14 protein-coding genes are annotated in these 19,507 nt (G+C 38.2%); 13 read left to right on the forward strand and 1 reads right to left on the reverse strand.

Annotated features, from left to right (window positions below; translation table 11 throughout):
* Positions 1 to 46: 46 nt before the first annotated feature.
* The 12 genes from pcrA to rlmD all read left to right on the forward strand — a co-directional run bounded on the left by pcrA (position 47) and on the right by rlmD (position 16,893).
* Complete coding sequence (gene pcrA, locus BMZ04_RS18805; RefSeq protein WP_093275674.1) at positions 47 to 2,275, forward strand: DNA helicase PcrA; 2,229 nt, start codon at positions 47 to 49, stop codon at positions 2,273 to 2,275.
* Positions 2,276 to 2,297: 22 nt separating this feature from the next.
* Positions 2,298 to 4,301, forward strand: coding sequence for an NAD-dependent DNA ligase LigA (ligA, locus tag BMZ04_RS18810; protein ID WP_093275676.1), 2,004 nt, complete (start codon positions 2,298 to 2,300; stop codon positions 4,299 to 4,301).
* Between the two features lie 13 nt (positions 4,302 to 4,314).
* Positions 4,315 to 5,451: a CamS family sex pheromone protein gene (locus BMZ04_RS18815; protein ID WP_093275679.1), complete on the forward strand. Its 1,137-nt coding sequence runs from the start codon at positions 4,315 to 4,317 to the stop codon at positions 5,449 to 5,451.
* Positions 5,452 to 5,545: 94 nt separating this feature from the next.
* The gene (gatC, locus tag BMZ04_RS18820) at positions 5,546 to 5,836 is read left to right on the forward strand and encodes an Asp-tRNA(Asn)/Glu-tRNA(Gln) amidotransferase subunit GatC (protein WP_093275684.1); all 291 of its coding nucleotides are present in this window, start codon (positions 5,546 to 5,548) and stop codon (positions 5,834 to 5,836) included.
* Between the two features lie 21 nt (positions 5,837 to 5,857).
* Positions 5,858 to 7,321 carry an Asp-tRNA(Asn)/Glu-tRNA(Gln) amidotransferase subunit GatA gene (gene gatA / locus BMZ04_RS18825; protein ID WP_093275689.1) on the forward strand — a complete coding sequence of 488 codons (1,464 nt, stop codon included), beginning with the start codon at positions 5,858 to 5,860 and terminating at the stop codon, positions 7,319 to 7,321.
* 1 nt (position 7,322) lies between these two features.
* Positions 7,323 to 8,750, forward strand: a complete 1,428-nt coding sequence (gene gatB, locus BMZ04_RS18830; protein ID WP_093275694.1) for an Asp-tRNA(Asn)/Glu-tRNA(Gln) amidotransferase subunit GatB — start codon at positions 7,323 to 7,325, stop codon at positions 8,748 to 8,750.
* A gap of 867 nt (positions 8,751 to 9,617) precedes the next feature.
* Positions 9,618 to 10,181, forward strand: a complete 564-nt coding sequence (locus BMZ04_RS18835; protein WP_093275698.1) for a thioredoxin family protein — start codon at positions 9,618 to 9,620, stop codon at positions 10,179 to 10,181.
* A 317-nt stretch (positions 10,182 to 10,498) separates the two neighbouring features.
* On the forward strand, positions 10,499 to 11,413 hold the full coding sequence (locus BMZ04_RS18840) for a diacylglycerol kinase (RefSeq protein ID WP_093275701.1): 915 nt from the start codon (positions 10,499 to 10,501) through the stop codon (positions 11,411 to 11,413).
* A gap of 361 nt (positions 11,414 to 11,774) precedes the next feature.
* Entirely contained in the window at positions 11,775 to 13,121 is a 1,347-nt protein-coding gene (locus BMZ04_RS18845) for a cytochrome ubiquinol oxidase subunit I (protein ID WP_093275705.1), read from the forward strand.
* On the forward strand, positions 13,118 to 14,143 hold the full coding sequence (locus BMZ04_RS18850) for a cytochrome d ubiquinol oxidase subunit II (RefSeq protein WP_093275709.1): 1,026 nt from the start codon (positions 13,118 to 13,120) through the stop codon (positions 14,141 to 14,143). Before BMZ04_RS18845 ends, BMZ04_RS18850 begins: the two co-directional genes overlap by 4 nt.
* 490 nt (positions 14,144 to 14,633) lie before the next feature.
* Complete coding sequence (locus BMZ04_RS18855; RefSeq protein WP_093275714.1) at positions 14,634 to 15,338, forward strand: YjjG family noncanonical pyrimidine nucleotidase; 705 nt, start codon at positions 14,634 to 14,636, stop codon at positions 15,336 to 15,338.
* Positions 15,339 to 15,531: 193 nt separating this feature from the next.
* Positions 15,532 to 16,893, forward strand: a complete 1,362-nt coding sequence (gene rlmD, locus BMZ04_RS18860; protein ID WP_093275717.1) for a 23S rRNA (uracil(1939)-C(5))-methyltransferase RlmD — start codon at positions 15,532 to 15,534, stop codon at positions 16,891 to 16,893.
* Between the two features lie 375 nt (positions 16,894 to 17,268).
* Here the strand turns inward: rlmD and BMZ04_RS18865 are convergent, their stop codons facing one another.
* Entirely contained in the window at positions 17,269 to 17,862 is a 594-nt protein-coding gene (locus BMZ04_RS18865) for a TetR/AcrR family transcriptional regulator (protein WP_093275721.1), read from the reverse strand.
* A 138-nt stretch (positions 17,863 to 18,000) separates the two neighbouring features.
* Between BMZ04_RS18865 and BMZ04_RS18870 the strand changes: the two genes are divergently transcribed.
* A complete protein-coding gene (locus tag BMZ04_RS18870) occupies positions 18,001 to 18,984 on the forward strand; it encodes a zinc-binding dehydrogenase (protein ID WP_255368012.1) in 984 nt (327 codons plus the stop codon).
* Positions 18,985 to 19,507: the final 523 nt, after the last annotated feature.

Here is a 19,507-nt window from a genome sequence, read left to right on the forward strand (position 1 = left end):
AACGAATTATATAATGAGAACAAATGTTCTTAGAAGGAAGTGCATGATGGAACTCATAGGAAAAAACCTACTAAATGGCATGAATACAGAGCAAGAAAAAGCCGTCAAAACAACAGAAGGCCCTCTACTTATTATGGCTGGAGCAGGGTCCGGAAAAACACGCGTATTAACCCATCGAATTGCGTATTTAATCGTAGAAAAAGAAGTATATCCTTCAAAAATACTTGCCATTACATTTACGAATAAAGCCGCTCGTGAAATGCGCGAACGTATCGATAGTATTTTAGGGGCTGGGACAGGCGAGCGAATGTGGGTTTCTACATTCCACTCAATGTGCGTTCGAATATTAAGAAGAGATATTGATCGCATCGGGTATTCTAAAAGCTTCTCGATCCTGGATACAACTGATCAGTTGACGGTTATTAAAAATATTTTAAAAGAACAAAATATTGACTCGAAAAAATATGATCCACGTTCGATGTTAAATGCTATAAGTAGTGCTAAAAATATTTGCATCGATGCGGATACGTTTAAAGCACAGATGAATGAGATGAATCCGTTTGAAAAAACAGTAGCAGAAGTTTATAAAGGGTATGAAAAGCGTCTAAGAAAAAACCAATCCCTCGATTTCGATGATTTAATCATGACCACTTTAACGTTGTTTAAAAGAGTTCCGGAAGTGCTAGAATTCTACCAAAACAAATTCCAATACATTCATGTTGATGAGTACCAGGATACGAACAAAGCCCAGTATGAGTTAGTGCAGATGCTTGCGAGTAAGTTTAAAAATATTTGTGTCGTTGGCGATTCGGACCAATCGATTTATCGATGGCGCGGAGCAGATATTCAAAATATCTTATCGTTTGAAAAAGACTACCCGAATGCAACAATGATCATGCTAGAGCAAAATTATCGTTCTTCCCAACGCATCTTGCGGGCTGCAAATGACGTCATAGGTAATAACACAAGCAGATACCCTAAAGTACTGCGTACCGAAAATAGCGAAGGTGAAAAAATTCAGCTATTCCGTGCTTTTAATGAACAACAAGAAGCGCAGTTCGTCGTGCAATCTATCCAAGAAATGATGGAGAATGAAAACCGCACACTCGATGATTTTGCCGTATTATATCGTACAAATGCCCAATCTCGTGTGATGGAGGAAGTACTTGTAAAATCGAATATGGCGTATACAATCGTCGGTGGAACAAAGTTCTATGATCGTAAAGAGATTAAAGACTTATTAGCATACCTTCGTTTAATCGCAAATAACGATGATGATTTATCACTTGCACGTATTATAAACGAGCCAAAACGAAATATTGGGGCAACCTCTTTTGAGCGTATGGCAATGTATGCACTGGAACAAGATCGTTCTATACTTGATGCATTACATGAAGTCGACTTTATGGGGATACCCGCAAGAGCAGTAAACTCAGTTGTCGGGTTTCATGGACTTATTCAAAATCTTACACAAATGCAAGAGTTTTTATCTGTAACGGAAATTGTCGAGCAAGTGCTTGAGAAAACCGGTTATAAAACGATGCTAAAAAATGAAAAAACGATTGAAGCGGAAAGTCGTTTAGAAAATATTGAAGAGTTTTTATCCGTTACAAAGGCATTTGAAGAAAAAAGTGACGATAAATCGCTTGTAGCATTTTTAACTGATTTAGCGCTCATATCAGATATAGACAAGCTAGATGAAGAAGAAGATACATCACAAGGCAATATTATTTTAATGACGATGCATGCATCTAAGGGTCTTGAATTTCCTGTTGTGTTTATCATTGGGATGGAAGAAAATATTTTCCCGCATTCTCGTTCTATTGGAGATGACGACGAAATGCAAGAAGAACGTCGTTTGGCCTACGTGGGCATAACACGAGCGGAGGAACGATTGTTTATAACTTGTGCGCAGTCTCGAACGATTTTTGGACGAGGTAGTTTTAATAGCCCTTCTCGTTTTATAGCAGAAATATCGGATGAAATAATAGAGGTTGTCGGTGGAAAAGGTGACAATAATAGTATGTCAACATCTCGTACTAGATCAGTACAACAAACTAAAAAGCTAGCTGTTACTCGTCCTGCATACAAACAATCCGGCGGAGAAAAAATGGGCTGGCAAGTAGGAGATAAAGCAGTGCACAAAAAGTGGGGCGTAGGTATGGTTGTTAGCGTTAGAGGAAATGGTGAAGATACAGAACTAGATATCGCGTTTCCAAGCCCAACAGGTATTAAACGACTACTAGCAAAATTTGCACCAATCGAAAAAGGATAATTCACTTAGTGGAGGAAAACCCATGGATAAATTAGAAGAAAGAGTAAAAGAGCTTCATAAGCTTTTATATGACTATGGTTATGCATATTACGTGTTAGATGACCCAATAGTTTCGGATGCGGTGTACGATCAATATTTGAACGAACTAATTGCATTAGAGGAACAAAATCCGAATTTAATATTACCTGACTCTCCAACCCAACGAGTAGGAGCGGTTGTTAGTGAAGGATTTCAAAAAGTTACGCATACAAACCCAATGCTCAGTCTTTCTAATGCATTTAACGAAGCCGATTTACGCGATTTTGATCGACGAATACAAGGCATTATCGATGAATCCCCAACGTATGTATGTGAGTTGAAAATTGACGGTCTAGCTGTTTCCCTCCTTTATGAAGAAGGACGCTTAGTAAGAGGTGCAACACGTGGGGACGGTACAACGGGAGAAGACATTACTAGTAATATCAAAACAATCCGTTCCATTCCACTTCGATTGAAAGATACAGTTACGCTTGAGGCAAGAGGAGAGGCGTATATGCCAAAGTCCTCGTTTATGAAGCTAAACGAAGAACGGACAGAACGTGGAGAAATATTATTAGCTAATCCTCGAAATGCAGCGGCAGGATCTCTTCGTCAACTTGATCCTAAAATGGCAGCTAGCAGAAACCTGTCTATGTTTGTCTATGGACTAGGCGGGGACGGTGCTGCACAAAATGTAGAACAGCATTCCGAAGCTCTGAAGTTTATGAAAGAACAAGGCTTGCCGACGAATAAAGAAACGAGAAAATGTGCTTCAATGGAAGAAGTGCTTGAATTTGTTCAAGAATGGACTGCTAAAAGAAATGAGCTACCTTATGAAATCGATGGAATTGTCATTAAAGTAGATGACTACAGGCAGCAAGAAGAACTAGGATTCACGGCGAAAAGCCCGCGCTTTGCTATTGCCTTTAAGTTTCCGGCAGAAGAAGTGGTCACAACGATTCTTGATGTTGACTTAACAGTTGGTCGTACGGGGGTAGTAACGCCAACTGCCATATTAGAGCCAGCACTCGTTGCGGGCTCAACCGTTCAACGGGCAACCCTGCATAATGAGGATCTAATTCGTGAAAAAGATATCCGCATTGGCGACCGCGTGATCATCCGAAAAGCGGGAGATATAATCCCTGAAGTAGTATCAGTCATTTTGGAAGAAAGAAATGGTACTGAAATTCCATATGAAATGCCAAAGCACTGCCCAGTATGTGATAGCGACTTAGTAAGAATTGAAGAAGAAGTGGCACTACGCTGTGTGAACCCACAGTGTCCTGCACAGATACAAGAAGGCATCTATCATTTTGCTTCGCGCAACGCGATGAATATAGAAGGACTTGGTGAAAAAGTGGTTGAGCAATTATTTAGAGAACAACTAATCCAAGACGTTTCTGATTTATATAAATTGACGATTGAAGATTTAATTAAACTAGAACGAATGGGACAAAAATCGGCTACTAATTTAGTGGAGGCAATTGAAGCATCTAAAGCCAACTCGATGGAAAAGGTATTATTCGGTCTTGGAATACGCCATATTGGAGAAAAAGCTGCCAAAATACTATCGGAAACATTTCATAATTTTGAAGCATTAATGAAAGCGACAAAAGAAGAGCTAACTGCAATCTTTGAAATTGGTGACAAAATGGCGGATTCATTAGTTACATATTTCGAGCAAGAAGAAGTACAACAGCTAATAGTACGCTTAAAAGAAGCGGGATTAGCACTACAGTATACTGGTAAAATTATAGATACAGCCTTGCTGGTAGACAGTCCATTTGCGAATAAAACAATTGTACTCACTGGAAAACTGTTGCAGTTGACTCGCCCGGAAGCGAAAGAAAAAATCGAAGCACTTGGTGGAAAGATTGCCGGGAGTGTAAGTAAAAAAACAGATTTAGTTATCGCAGGTGAAGATGCAGGATCTAAGTTAGAAAAAGCGACTAGTTTAGGCATTGAAGTTTGGGATGAACAAAAACTATTAGATCATCTAACGGATTAAAGGGGTTCAAAGCATGTACAAAAAAATAATAGGCATAGGAATGCTAGTGTTATTGCTAATCGTTTCTGGATGTACTCCTTCTCCGAACAACGAAACGGAAGTTATTCAAAATACGGAAGAGGAAGCTACGAAAACAGTAATCATTCCAAGTTTACAACTAGATGAGAATTACTACCGAACAATCTTGCCCTACGAAGAAAGTGCAAGTAGAGGATTAGTAGTATCAAATCTTGCAACTAAGTACGATATGAAAGAAGTAGAGACTGGTCTACTTCGAATATCTCAAAATGAGTTTTCACCAGATAAGTATTTGTTTCAAGAGGGACAATATCTAGAGGGAAAAACGTTAGAAAGCTGGTTAGCAAGAAGCAATCAAACAAAAGATGGTTTAAATCCAAGTGATGAAGGGCTTACTGGAGAAGAGAAAGCAAAAAATGCTCCTGTTTATATAACACATATTGTAGAACAAAACTACTTGGTAAAAGAAGAGAATACTGTAAAGCTTGCAGGAATTTCGATAGGACTTGCTTTAAATTCTATTTATTATTATACAAAAGAAGATTTTGGTGCGACCTATGAAGAAGTATTAACTCAAAAGCGGATCGAAGAAAACGGGAAAAAGATTGCAGAAGAAGTCGTGAATCGTATGCGTCAAATAGAAGGATTAGCAGACGTACCGATTGTAGTAGGTCTTTTTAAACAAAATAGTAGAAATGCGGTTGTACCTGGAACATATTTCACCTATAGTACAGCTCCTGCCGGAAAGAACGTATCTGATTGGAAACCAATCGATGAAGAATATATTCTATTTCCTACGGGAGAATCAGAAGAAAAATATCGAGATTTAGATACTATTTTCCGTAACTTTAAACAGGATGTAGAAACGTATTTTACGAATTATACCGGAGTAATTGGAACCGCTTATTTTAAAGATAAACAACTTCAAAAATGGACGATTACCATTCCAATTCAGTTTTACGGTACTTCGGAGGTAATTGGATTTACACAACATCTTGCAGGGCTTGTAAAAGATCATTTTAACCCTTCAATGAATATTGAAGTACAAGTGAACTCGTTGAATGGAGCAGAAGCATTGCTCATTAAGAAACCTGGTGAAGAGGAACCATTTGTACATATATATGCACAATAAATTGTTTACTCTTTATAAAATGTGTCACTCTGTTCAAGCAGAGTGAAAAATGGTATGATATTGCCTATGGTTATTGAATTCGGAGGTGTGGAAAATGGCAGAATTAACAAAAGAAGAAGTGAAGCACGTGGCACATCTGGCACGTCTTGCAATCACGGAAGAAGAAGCGGAAAAGTTTGCGCTTCAACTTGGTGCAATTACAGAATTTGCTGAGCAATTAAAAGAATTGGACACGACAAATGTAGAACCAACTACACATGTACTACCTTTAGTAAATGTTCTACGTGAAGATGTAGCAGCTAAAGGACTTGATCGTGAAACTATGATGTTAAATGTAAAAGAACAAGAAGCAGGTCAAGTAAAAGTACCAGCTATTATGGATTAATCATTGTAAGGAGGGAAACTAATGACGTTATTTGAACGTTCGGCGAAAGAACTACAAGAACTTGTACATAGCAAAGAAGTTTCGATTGCTGATTTGACAAAAGAAGCTTTTGACCGTGTAGAAAAACTAGATGGTGATGTAGAAGCGTTCCTAGCATTAAACAAAGAAAAAGCAACAGCAACGGCTGCAGAATTAGATGAAGTACCTTTTGAAGAGCGCGGACCATTATTTGGTTTGCCAATCGGGGTAAAAGACAATATCGTAACAGAAGGATTAGAAACAACTTGTGCAAGTAAAATATTAAAAGGATTCAATCCAATTTATGATGCAACGGTTGTGAAAAAGTTACGCGAAGCAGGAATGGTCACAATTGGAAAGTTAAACATGGATGAATTTGCGATGGGTTCTTCTAATGAAAACTCAGCATACAAAACAACAAAAAACCCATGGGCTTTAGATCGAGTACCAGGTGGTTCATCAGGTGCATCTGCAGCAGCGGTAGCAGCAGGGGAAGTACCATTCTCACTAGGTTCTGATACTGGAGGTTCTATCCGTCAGCCAGCAGCTTATTGTGGTGTTGTTGGTATGAAGCCTACATACGGACGTGTTTCTCGTTCTGGACTTGTTGCTTTTGCTTCTTCCTTAGACCAAATTGGTCCGATTACACGCAACGTCGAAGACAATGCTTTACTATTAGAAGCAATTTCAGGGGTCGATCCACTCGACTCTACTTCAGCAGACGTTGAAGTACCAAACTTTGCAGCAGCTTTGACTGGTGATATTAAAGGTTTACGTATCGCTGTCCCTAAAGAATATTTAGGAGAAGGAGTTGGCGAAGCAGCTCGTGAGTCCGTTCATGCTGCATTGAAAGTACTAGAGTCACTTGGAGCAACTTGGGAAGAGGTTTCATTACCACATTCTAAATATGCTTTAGCGACTTACTATATCCTTTCTTCTTCAGAAGCTTCTTCTAACCTTTCTCGTTTCGATGGGATACGTTATGGTTTCCGTGCAGAAAATGTAGAAAACTTAATGGATTTATATAAACAAACCCGTGCACAAGGATTCGGAGACGAAGTAAAACGCCGTATTATGCTTGGGACTTATTCGTTAAGTGCTGGAACTTACGATGCTTACTATAAAAAAGCACAGCAAGTTCGTACGCTGATCAAAGAAGATTATGATAAAGTGTTAGCTGAATATGATGTAATTATTGGACCAACTGCACCGACACCAGCATTTAAAATTGGTGAAATTGTAGAAGATCCATTAACAATGTATGCAAATGATATTTTAACAATCCCTATTAACTTAGCAGGAGTACCAGCTATTTCCATTCCATGTGGATTTGAAAATGGAATGCCTCTTGGACTACAAATTATTGGGAATTACTTTGATGAGTCAACGATTTATCGCGTAGCACATGCATATGAGCAAGCGACAGATTTCCATAAACAAACTCCTCAAATATGGGAGGGAAAATAACATGAATTTTGAAACAGTTATTGGTTTAGAAGTACACGTAGAGCTAAAAACAAACTCTAAAATCTTCTCTGCAGCACCTAATCACTTTGGTGCGGAACCAAATACAAATACGACAGTAATTGACCTTGGTTACCCTGGTGTGCTTCCTGTAGTAAACAAAAGTGTAGTAGATTTCGCTATGCGTGCAGCTCTAGCGTTAAATATGGAAATTGAACAACATACAAAATTCGATCGTAAAAACTATTTCTACCCTGATAATCCGAAAGCTTATCAAATCTCTCAATTTGATAAGCCAATTGGTAAAAATGGTTGGATTGAAATCGAAGTAAATGGAGAGACAAAACGTATCGGTATTACTCGTCTTCATATGGAAGAAGATGCAGGTAAGTTATCGCATGCTGATGGTTATTCACTAGTAGACTTCAACCGTCAAGGTACTCCACTAGTAGAAATCGTATCGGAGCCAGACATTCGTACACCAGAGGAAGCATATGCATACCTTGAAAAACTAAAATCTATTATCCAGTACACGGATGTTTCCGATTGTAAAATGGAAGAAGGATCTTTACGTTGTGATGCGAACATTTCTTTACGTCCATACGGTCAAGAAGAATTCGGTACAAAAGCAGAGTTAAAAAACTTGAACTCTTTCAGCTTCGTGCGTAAAGGTCTAGAGCATGAAGAAATTCGTCAAGCGGAAGTACTTTCTTCAGGCGGAATAATTGAGCAAGAAACTCGTCGTTTTGATGAAAAAACAGGTAAAACAATTCTAATGCGTGTCAAAGAAGGAACAGATGATTATCGCTATTTCCCAGAACCGGATTTAGTAGACATCGTTATTGATGATGCGTGGTTAGAACGTGTGCGTGCAGAAATTCCAGAACTTCCAGATGCTCGTAAAAAACGTTACATCGAAGAACTTGGACTTCCAGCTTACGATGCTATGGTATTGACATTAACAAAAGAAATGTCTGATTTCTTTGAAGAAACAATTGCCCTTGGAGCAGATGCGAAGCTTGCTTCGAACTGGTTAATGGGTGAAGTTTCTGCGTACTTAAATGCTGATCAAAAAGAATTGAAAGACATTAAACTGACACCATCAAATCTTGCTGGTATGATTAAACTTATTTCAGATGGAACGATTTCATCGAAAATAGCGAAAAAAGTATTCAAAGAGCTTGCGGATAACGGCGGAGATGCTGCGGAAGTTGTAAAAGCAAAAGGCTTAGTACAAATTTCTGACGAAGGTGCTCTTCGTGAAATCGTAACAGCAACACTGGATGCAAATCCACAATCTATCGAAGACTTTAAAAACGGGAAAGACCGTGCAATTGGTTTCTTAGTTGGTCAAATTATGAAAGCTACAAAAGGACAAGCGAACCCACCACTTGTCAATAAAATCTTAAACGAAGAAATCGTAAAAAGATAATAACTAAAAGGATAACTCTCCGGAGTTATCCTTTTTATTTAGAATAAGAAAGTATATAATTTTCCGTTGCATAAATTCAGTGTTCTATCTATTTTAGAGAAAAAGATCGATTCAATAATACTCTTGATTTCCGTACCAGGCGGACGCTTTCCGCGGGGGGAGCGATGAGTCATCACCAAAGCTCACGCGTACGTTGTGATGTCTCATCTGTCTCACTCATCCCGCAGGAGTCGCCGCCTTGCACTGCAATCAATTAAATGTTTTCCAATTAATCATAAAAGAAAGGTAAGTATATACTTCTTAGGTGCATAAAGTCACTTGTACTTGGAACGATAGGAAAATGCAATGGATTGTAGATGAGGTAGATGGGATGGACCTGTTAGCTAGTAAGAATCTTTAAGAAGAGCATTTCTGCTAATTTTCTTCTGCTGAAAAGAGTATATGATCAAAAAATAGTTAGCATCTATTGTATAGAGGAGCATTAGAGCACCCGAAATTGCATCTTCGGGTGCTTCCTTTATGAGTTAGAAGGCATCTTTTCACTCATTATCCAAAAAGATCTTAACCTTATTCGTTCTGTTGAAGGAGGGTGACGGACAGACAAAAGCAATAAGATTACCGAGAAAAGGGAGGCTGGTCGTGACGTCAGTCACGACCAGCCTCTCTAAAAAATCAAACGGTAATAATTATAGCAGTAAGTCTGTTCAAAGCCCCCGGAAACGATAGAAATAGGTTTTGATCTTAAAGGGTGCATGCGCTTTTCTCATGGAAAAATATAGCTGAAAAAGACTTAACTGCAAGGGTAACAACTTATTTGTATTAGCAAGTAGAACGAAGTATACTAAAGTAAAAAGGGGGTCATTTTGAATGCCTACAGAACAACAATACTTTGAAAATGCAAAACTACTTACACAATATATGGATGATATGACAACGAAAAAAGAAGAATCTTTTAGTATTTATGACCAATTCGAAGTCCCTGCGGATGATGAATTTATCGAACTATTGAAGGAAAAAGCACCAAATGTACTCGTTATTACAGAAGACTGGTGTGGCGATGCTATGATGAACAACGCTATCTTGCGCAGAATTGCAGAAGCTGCAGATCTTGAAGTGCGCGCTGTATATCGAGATGAAAACCTAGAATTAATCGATCAGTATTTAACAAATGGTGGACGTTCGATTCCCGTTTATTTATTATTAAATAGCGATGGGGAAGTTATTTCGAAATGGGGACCTCGTGCCGAAAAAGTGCAACAGTTTGTAATGGAAGGTAGAGCAAAGTTTCCAGATAAAGAAGACCCTACATTCGAAGAAGTTCAAAAAGCATTTTATGCGCAAATGAGTAAAGAGTTTACAGACAATAAAGATTTCCATCTAGCAGTCTACGAAGACATACGTAACAATTGGTTACAAGCATTACAAAAATAAAAAACGAACTAATGAGTGGGGCCGGCATACGTCGGCTCTTTTAAACTTTGTTCAGCAGGTATTCAAACACCGCTGAACAAAGTTTAAGCCTCCGGTGGACACCACAGATTTTGAAAAGGAGTCAATAAAGGATTTTATCCTAAGAACGAAGCATTCATGTGACAACGGCTACCCGACCTGCATTACGCAGACCTAAGCTCCATTCAAAATCTTGACGCCATTATGCCGAGGCGTAATTGATTAACGGAATGGAACTTTTTCTTAAGTTGGCTAGTCTTTATTACTAGAAAGAAATGTGAAGCAGAAAGGAAATCTGTATGAAACGTGCACGAATTATCTATAATCCAACTTCGGGGAGAGAAATTTTCAAAAAAAACTTACCCGAGGTATTAGAATCATTAGAAATCGCTGGGTATGAAACATCTTGCCATGCGACTACAGGCGAAGGAGACGCAATTTCCGCAGCGAAAAAAGCAGTAGAAAATGGTTTTGACCTAATCATTGCTGCTGGTGGAGATGGCACACTAAATGAAGTGGTAGCCGGTGTAAGTGAATTTGAAAAACGACCTAAAATCGGGCTTATTCCTATGGGGACGACGAATGATTTTGCAAGAGCTTTGCATATTCCAAGAGATGTTCAAAAAGCAGTTGAAATCATTGTTAAAGGTGATACGATACCTGTAGATGTTGGACTTGTGAATAATGAACGATACTTTATTAATATTGCCGGTGGCGGACGGATTACCGAACTGACATATGATGTACCAAGTAAGCTAAAAACAATGCTTGGACAACTGGCATATTATTTAAAAGGAATAGAAATGCTTCCATCGATCAATGCGACGAAAGTTCGGATTGAATATGATGATAAAGTGTTTGAAGATGAAGTGATGATGTTCTTAGTTGGGCTGACGAATTCTGTTGGTGGGTTTGAAAAACTTGCTCCTAACTCCAGTGTGAATGATGGAAACTTTTCTTTATTAATTTTGAAAAAAGTTAATATGGCAGAGTTCATCCGTGTAGCATCCCTTGCAATTCGTGGAGACCATCTAGAGGATCCACATGTTATTTACAAAAAGGCAAAACATATCAAAGTAACTTCAGATCAAAAAGTGCAGCTTAATTTAGACGGCGAATATGGTGGCAACATTCCAGCCACATTCCAAAATTTATATCGACATATTGAGGTTTTTGTACCAATTGATGAAATTCGTGAGCAAGACAGACCGTAATAAGAAAAGCGGAAGCGCACAAATTAAAAAGATATTTTGCAACTACTATGACCTTCAGTTCCTCAGCCAACACAAGCGATTTGCGACGAGCTTGAGCAAGAGTCTAGACAGTCGCTAAAAAGAAAATTACCACTCTTAAACATTTTTTGTATAACCCAGCAATCGACAACGATTGCTGGGTTATTTATATTTCCTATAGAAAGTGTTAGAGAAAAGATTTTCCGGGTAAAATGTAACAAAGGGAGGAAAGTATATGTACAAAAAGCAAGAAAGGTACTTAATGTGGTTTGCATTTATTGTTGCGGGAGTTATGTTGCTTTCCATTATTGGGAGAATGTTCGGGAGCTGAGGAGGGGATGGAATGGGAAACGAGGAAGCAGTATTTTATAGTCGTGTATTAACCGAGCTTACTTTATCTTTTCATATTATCTATGCAACCATTGGAGTTGGTGTCCCACTGATGATTATGATTGCTCAATGGGTTGGGATCAAAAAGAATGATGAGCATTACATTTTACTCGCAAGACGATGGGCTAGAGGTTTTGTTATTACGGTTGCTGTAGGAGTAGTGACAGGGACGGCTATTGGAATGCAGCTTTCATTACTTTGGCCGAATTTTATGGAACTTGCAGGAAATGTTATTGCGCTTCCACTATTTATGGAAACTTTTGCATTCTTTTTTGAAGCAATATTCCTTGGTATTTACTTGTACACATGGGATCGTTTTGAGAACCAGAAAAAACATTTATTGTTACTTATTCCTGTAGCAATTGGGGCTTCTGCTTCAGCTGTTTTTATCACTATTGTGAATGCGTTTATGAACGCTCCTCAAGGGTTCGATGTATTGAACGGAGAGTTAGTGAATATTAGTCCGTTAGTTGCCATGTTCAACCCAGCAATGCCTACGAAGGTTGCGCATGTTGTTGTAACGGCTTACATGACTGCTGCATTTGTGTTAGCAGCGATCGCCGCTTTCCGATTATTAAAAGGTTCGAATCATGTATATCATAAAAAAGCACTTTTTTTAACGATGAAGGTAGGGCTTGTATTTTCTATTGCTGCAGCTATAATTGGGGATTTTTCGGGAAAATATTTAGCCGAGTACCAACCAGAAAAACTAGCAGCGGCCGAATGGCATTTTGAAACAGAGGGAAATGCACCGCTCATAATGTATGGAGTATTAGAGGATGGGGAAGTCAAATATGCGATTAAAATACCATTTGCTTTAAGTATTTTGGCGCATTCGAATCCAACAGCAGAGGTCATTGGTCTTGACCAGTTTCCAAAAGACGAAATTCCCCCGTTATACATTCATTATTTATTCGACGCGATGGTGACGATTGGTGTTTGGATGACGATACTTTCGGCAGCATATTGGTTAGGAACACAAATGAAATGGAAGTTTGTAGAATCTAAACTGTTTCGTTGGTTAATCGTTTTAGGTGGACCACTTACTATGTTAGCGATTGAAGCTGGATGGTGGCTTGCAGAAGTGGGTAGGCAGCCGTGGATATTAAGGGGGCTAATGCGCGTTGAAGATGCTGCTACGACTAGTGGACATGTCGATACAATGTTAATCTTATTTTCAGGATTATATTTAGTTCTTGGAATCGGGAGTGTTGTTGTATTGACTCGTATGTTTAGAAGGAATCCAGTAGAACAAGAGTTGGAAGATCGTCAAGCTGAAAAGGGGGCTGACATTTCATGACATTAGAAATCATCGGTATTGCAGTACTATGGATATTTTTATTTGGTTATGTAATCGTTGCCTCTATCGACTTTGGTGCAGGTTTTTTTAATGCATACAGCTTACTAACCGGAAGACAGCATATCTTGACGAATGTGATTCAACGTTATTTATCACCAGTTTGGGAAGTAACAAATGTATTTCTTGTGTTTTTCTTTGTAGGTATCATTGGTTTTTTCCCAAAAACAGCTTTTTATTATGGAACAACACTTTTAGTACCTATGAGTATTGCTTTAATATTACTCGCTATTCGTGGATCGTATTATGCCTTTGAAACGTATGGTTCAAGAGGGCATAAAGGGTATTCGTTTATGTACGGATTAGCTGGATTATTTATTCCGGCAGCGTTATCCATTGTTCTGACAATCTCTGAGGGTGGATTCATTGATATGGTAGATGGTTTTCCTTCGCTCGATTATCATGTACTATTTACAAGTCCATTAACTTGGGCAATTGTTGTGCTTAGTATTTCTGCAGTACTTTATATCTCTGCTGTATTTTTAACATGGTATGCCAATAAGGCAGGAGATCAGGATGCGACAAGGTTAATGCGAAAATATGCGCTAATTTGGGCGCTGCCGACAATCATAACTGCGGCTGGGATCATGGTAGAACTTCGCTCACATAATCGGGAACATTATAATAATATGCTGGATATTTGGTGGGCGTTTGGTTTATCATTTTTATTATTTCTTGGAACAGTTTGGCTTTTGTTTAAGAAAAGAAAATATGGATTAGCGTTCGGACTTTTAGTTGGGCAATTCTTAATAGCGTTCTTCGCTTATGGTTTCGCACATCGTCCGTACTTACTGTATCCATACTTAACGATTTACGATAGTTTTACGAATGAAGCAATGGCGATTGCGCTCATTATTGCATTTATCGCAGGACTTGCGCTATTAATACCATCCCTTTATTTATTACTCCGTTTATTTTTATTTAATAAAGATTATGTCCGCGGCAAAAAAGATAATCACGCATAAGGAGGAGCAGTATGGCAGACTTTTTAATCTTTTACGCACCTTTTATTGTTTTGATTTTAGCTATCGTTGTAGCATTTTGGGCTGCTTCGAAAGATGGAGCAGTTAGAAATAAATGAACCACGGGAATCCGAGGTTCCAGGTTGACGACAAAAGTTTTTTTAAAAAGGTTATGAATAATAATAAATCCTCCTAAAGAGGTTAAATCTATAAGGAAGTGTTTATAAGGCGTGGACCACCACGAAGACTCCTGTGGGAACAGCTTGAGCAGAAGACCCCGTAGGAACGCATGAGGAACAAAGAACGCCACCTCGTGTGGCAACGCCTTCGTGACCAACATAGTGTTGGCCTGAGGAGGCTGAAGCCAAGCCCACGGAAAGCGAAGTGGTGGTCCTTGCCGTATTTGATATACAACTCTACCTCGGGAATCCGAGGTTCTTTTTAGTATGTGGTAAAATGGAAATTATATTGTTAGTGGAAGGACGGGAAAAGAATGAGATATGACGTATTAATATTTGATTTGGATGATACATTACTTGATTTTGATATGACGGAGAAAAATGCACTTCATCAATTATTTACGGAATTTGGTTTGCCAAATGGAGTAAAAGATTATCTTCCTAGCTACAAAGTGATTAGTAAAGTTTTATGGGATGATTTGGAACAAGGGCGTACCAATTTAGCAGAATTGAAAGTGGAACGATTTAAGCGCTTATTTTTGGAGGAAGCGTTGGATATAAATGCGGAGATTTTTGGTCATCAATACATAGAAAGTTTAGGAAGAGAAGTTCATATGATCGAAGGCGTAGAAGAAATGTTTGCAAACCTTTCAGGCTGTAGATTTGCAGTATTAACAAATGGATTTAAAGTAGCACAGCATGCAAGGATAGGTGGATCTACTTTAAAAGATTTGTTTGAGGTAATTGTTACTTCAGAAGAAGCAGGATTTCAAAAGCCACAGATGGAGATTTTTGAACACACTTTGGACAAACTAAAAGTATCCGATAAATCTCGTGTATTGATGATTGGTGATTCTCTTTCTTCGGATATTCAAGGTGGTAATAACTTTGGTATCGACACTTGTTGGTTTAATCCGCATTTAAAGAAGAATGTGACAGCAATCCAACCAACTTATGAAGTTCAAACATGGGATCAATTAGTGGAAATCGTGAAAAAGCAAGAAGTAGATGTAAAATAATTACGAGAACCTCGATTTAGGGGGTTCTTTTTTAGTGCGATAATGGTTAGTTGGAAAAATGGATAGTTTAGTTGGAATTTTGGCGTGCTTAAGTTGGAAACTCATATTTTACTTTTCAGTAGGACATCCTTGATTCCATACTGGCGCTTATTTTTGATATAATGGAACAATCAAATAGGAACGGAGAAATAAAGTGAATACACCAGTAACTAAAAATGATCGCATTACGGTTCATATAGAAGATTTGACGCATGACGGAGCAGGAGTAGCAAAAGTTGATGGCTACCCGCTATTTATCGAGGGCGGATTGCCAAATGAAACAGCGGAAGTACATGTTTTAAAAACATTGAAAAACTATGGCTTCGCTAAACTAATGAAAATTGTGGAACCATCTCCATTTCGTGTAGATGCACCGTGCCCAGTATTTGGAGAATGCGGAGGCTGTCAATTACAGCACTTATCCTATGAAGGACAGCTTGCGTGGAAAGAAAATATGGTCCGAAATGTGATGAAGCGTATCGGGAAAATAGATGCTCCTGTTCTTTCAGTAAAAGGAATGGAGAAACCATGGGAATACCGTAATAAATCTCAAATACCATTTGCTTTGGAAGATGGACAAGTACTCGCAGGATTCTATCAATCCAAATCTCATCGTATTGCGGATACGAATACTTGCCTAATCCAATCAGATGAGGCAGATCGATTAATGCGTGCAGTGAAAGAAAATGCATTGGAGTTAGATTTAATCCCTTATAATGAGGAAACGAAAAAAGGGCAGCTACGTCATCTTGTTGTAAGAAAGGGTCGTGCAACTGGAGAAGTGATGGTCGTACTAGTGACGAAGCACCCTAAACTGTCGAAAAAAGAAGCAATCATTGAATTGATTCGAGAAGTTGAGCCAAATGTCACATCCATCGTGCAAAATGTGAACATACGTAATACCAATGTTATTTTCGGAGATGAAACAAATGTCCTTTGGGGCAAGGCAGTGATCGAGGATCGAATTGGCGATGTACGTTTTGAAATATCTGCCCGATCTTTTTATCAAGTAAATCCAGTACAAACAGAAGTACTTTACAAGCAAGCGCTAGATTATGCACAGCTTTCAGGAGATGAAACGGTAATTGATGCATATTGTGGAATAGGAACAATATCTTTATTCCTAGCACAACAAGCGAAACAAGTACTAGGCGTAGAGATCGTCCCACAAGCAATTGAAGATGCGAAACGAAATGCAGAGCTTAATGGTTTCGATAACACGTATTTCGAAGCTGGTCCAGCGGAGGAAGTTATTCCAAAATGGTACAAAGAAGGAAAAAAAGCAGACGTATTAGTAGTCGATCCACCTAGAAAAGGATGCGACGAAGCTTTACTTACGACGATCATCGAGCAACGTCCAAAACGTGTAGTTTATGTATCGTGTAACCCTGCGACACTTGCTCGTGATCTTCGTATTCTAGAAGATGGGGGCTATAAAACAAAAGAAATTCAGCCGGTGGACATGTTCCCGCAGACGACACATTGTGAAGCGGTCGCGTGGTTGGAGTTATCATAATTATAATTAAAAGAACGAGTTCCGATTTTGGTGGAATTCGTTCTTTTTTGCTTGTTAAGGTGAGTGTATTTCACAACTAATTTCAAAAGATGACATAAGAAATGACGTGTGAATTGGCAAAAGCCATTTTCTTTATTTAACAAGGTTTTTAGTGCTTTTATATAGGTTTTCTGAATAACAATAGACATCTTTTTTAAAAACCCAAATTCTTTAACAAAGTGTGAAGAGCAAATTGTTTGACTATGTTTGTTAAAGTAACCGCCACGTAACCTCATCGATACTGGTATGAAAAGGAAAATTGTATAGAAGAAAAACTTCGTAATTTAATAGTGATCTCTTCAAGCAACATGTGAAAATACATATTTCTAAAATTTGTTAAGTGTCGATTTCTTTTATGACAAACCCATTTGCAAAGGTATTTAAAATACGTATGAGACGTTCTGTCATTTCACTTGGTGTCACATCAAAATCCTTCGCAATCCAGTCCGTTATTAACCCCGCCGTACCATAAGCCATATATCGTTTTTGGGAGTGATCATCAACAAAAGATGCTCCGTATTGAATATCAAATTTAGATTTTAATAAATTAAAAATCGCTTCAGGCAATTGCTGGTGCATGTGTGGCAATGTATCTTCTAAAAGTAATAACGTGAAGTAATCACGGTGATCGTAAACGTAATACAACAAATCGAAGGAGTTTGTTGTCAACTCCTTTACTTTTACCCGGCTATCGCTTTGGTATTTAGACATGCTGTAATACTGTATGGCTTCAAACATTTCATCCATTAACTCTTCTACCAGTTCGTATATGTTTTGATAATACACATAAAAGGTTGTTCGATTATATTGAGCATAATCAACAACGTCCTTCACCGTAACAGCACTAAATCCCTTTTTATGTACCATTTCAATAAATGCCTTTTTTAAGAAATTTTTTGTACGCAAAGCTTGGGAAGAATTGGATTTCATAATATTCCTCTCCTATTAGACAGATTTGATGAAAGTGTTGGTTTCCTCAACATTATAGCAAATATTAAGGATGGTTTACAGAAAGAGAAACCTAGTAAACTATAAATGTAGCTAGAATTATTTGGGGAGTTACAAAAAATGAGATTTGAACAATTTGGAGGCGATAGTATGAAAGGCTGGCTATTTTCAGGTACAAATAAACCACTAGAATTGATCGAAAAAGAAGATCCAAAAGCTATTCCAGGTCATGTTGTTATAGATGTGAAAGCTGCTGGTCTATGCCATTCGGACGTTGCAGCATTACAAGATCCAGGTTGGATGCCACTTTTCCCGAATGGTCCTGTTATTATGGGGCATGAGTTTGCTGGGGTAGTTATTGAAGTGGGTGAAGGTGTTGAAGATATTAAAGTTGGAGACCGCGTTGGGGCTAACCCAATGGATCGAGAAACGAAAATAACTGCTGGGTACACCTATGACGGCGGTTATGCAGAGAAAGTACGTGTTCCTGCTCATCAATGTGTAATCATTCCTGAAAGCGTTTCTTTTGTAGAAGGAGCAGCTTCAACAGATGCAGGAATCACAGCTTATCGTGCTCTTTTTAGTATTGGACAAGCCAAAGAAGGTACAAAATTAGGAATTATCGGTATTGGTGGACTTGGTCAATTTGCTCTACAAATGGCATTAATTAAAGGTTGCGAAGTGTACGCTACAGATGTTTCTCCAGGTGCTCGAAAACTTGCCGAAGATCTAGGGGCTAAAAAGGTTTACGACACTGTTCTAGATATGAAAGAAGCGGAATGCGATGTCATTGTTGACTTTGCTGGTTTTGGACAAACAACTTCTGATGCACTGGAAGCTGTAAGACCACAAGGAACAGTTGTAATTGTCGGTATGGGTAAATTAGAATCGAATATCAATACTTATTTAATGATTACAAAAGAAATTAAGCTTTTAGGAAGTAATGGTGGGTCAGTAGAAGACTTAAAAGGTGTATATGATTGTTTCGCTACTGGAAAAATGAGTCCAAATCTGATCACAATTCCATTTGAAGAGATCGACAAAGGTATAGAAAAACTGAAAAATCATGAAGTAAAAGGCCGCTTAGTAGCCGTATTTGAATAAATGTAAGTTTTCTTTATAAAGGTAGAGGTTGGGATAAAACAATCCTCTGAAATGAAAAAGCCTGTGAAATTTTGTCGTAAAATTTCACAGGCTTTTATATTTGAAGCTAGTTATGTCCCAGTGTTTTTATTGTTTAATATATTTGTGAAATTTTTTACTTAAGCTAAAGAGAACTTAAGTTGAATAAGCTAAAGTTGAATATGTATTAGAAAAATAGCTAGATTCCACTGAAATAGGAACCCAACTATTTAATTAAACCCACCAACACCTTGTGTTGCCACATACACTCCACACATGTAGAATGTGGGAACACTAATTCATTTATTTTCTTGGAAATCCTTTATTAAATAAGTTGAATGTGATATTGCAACTGTAACAGACCTCTTGCCCCCATTTGCTAACATTTTGCTAACGCAATCAAATGAAAAACGGTGAAATTCCGTTAAAGATGTTACACTTGAGATTCTCAAAAACCTTGATATATCGCACTTTTGTAACACATAAAGATATTACACACTTTCAC

It is taken from the genome of Psychrobacillus sp. OK032 (assembly GCF_900111345.1).
In the GTDB taxonomy this organism is placed as follows: Bacteria; Bacillota; Bacilli; order Bacillales_A; family Planococcaceae; genus Psychrobacillus.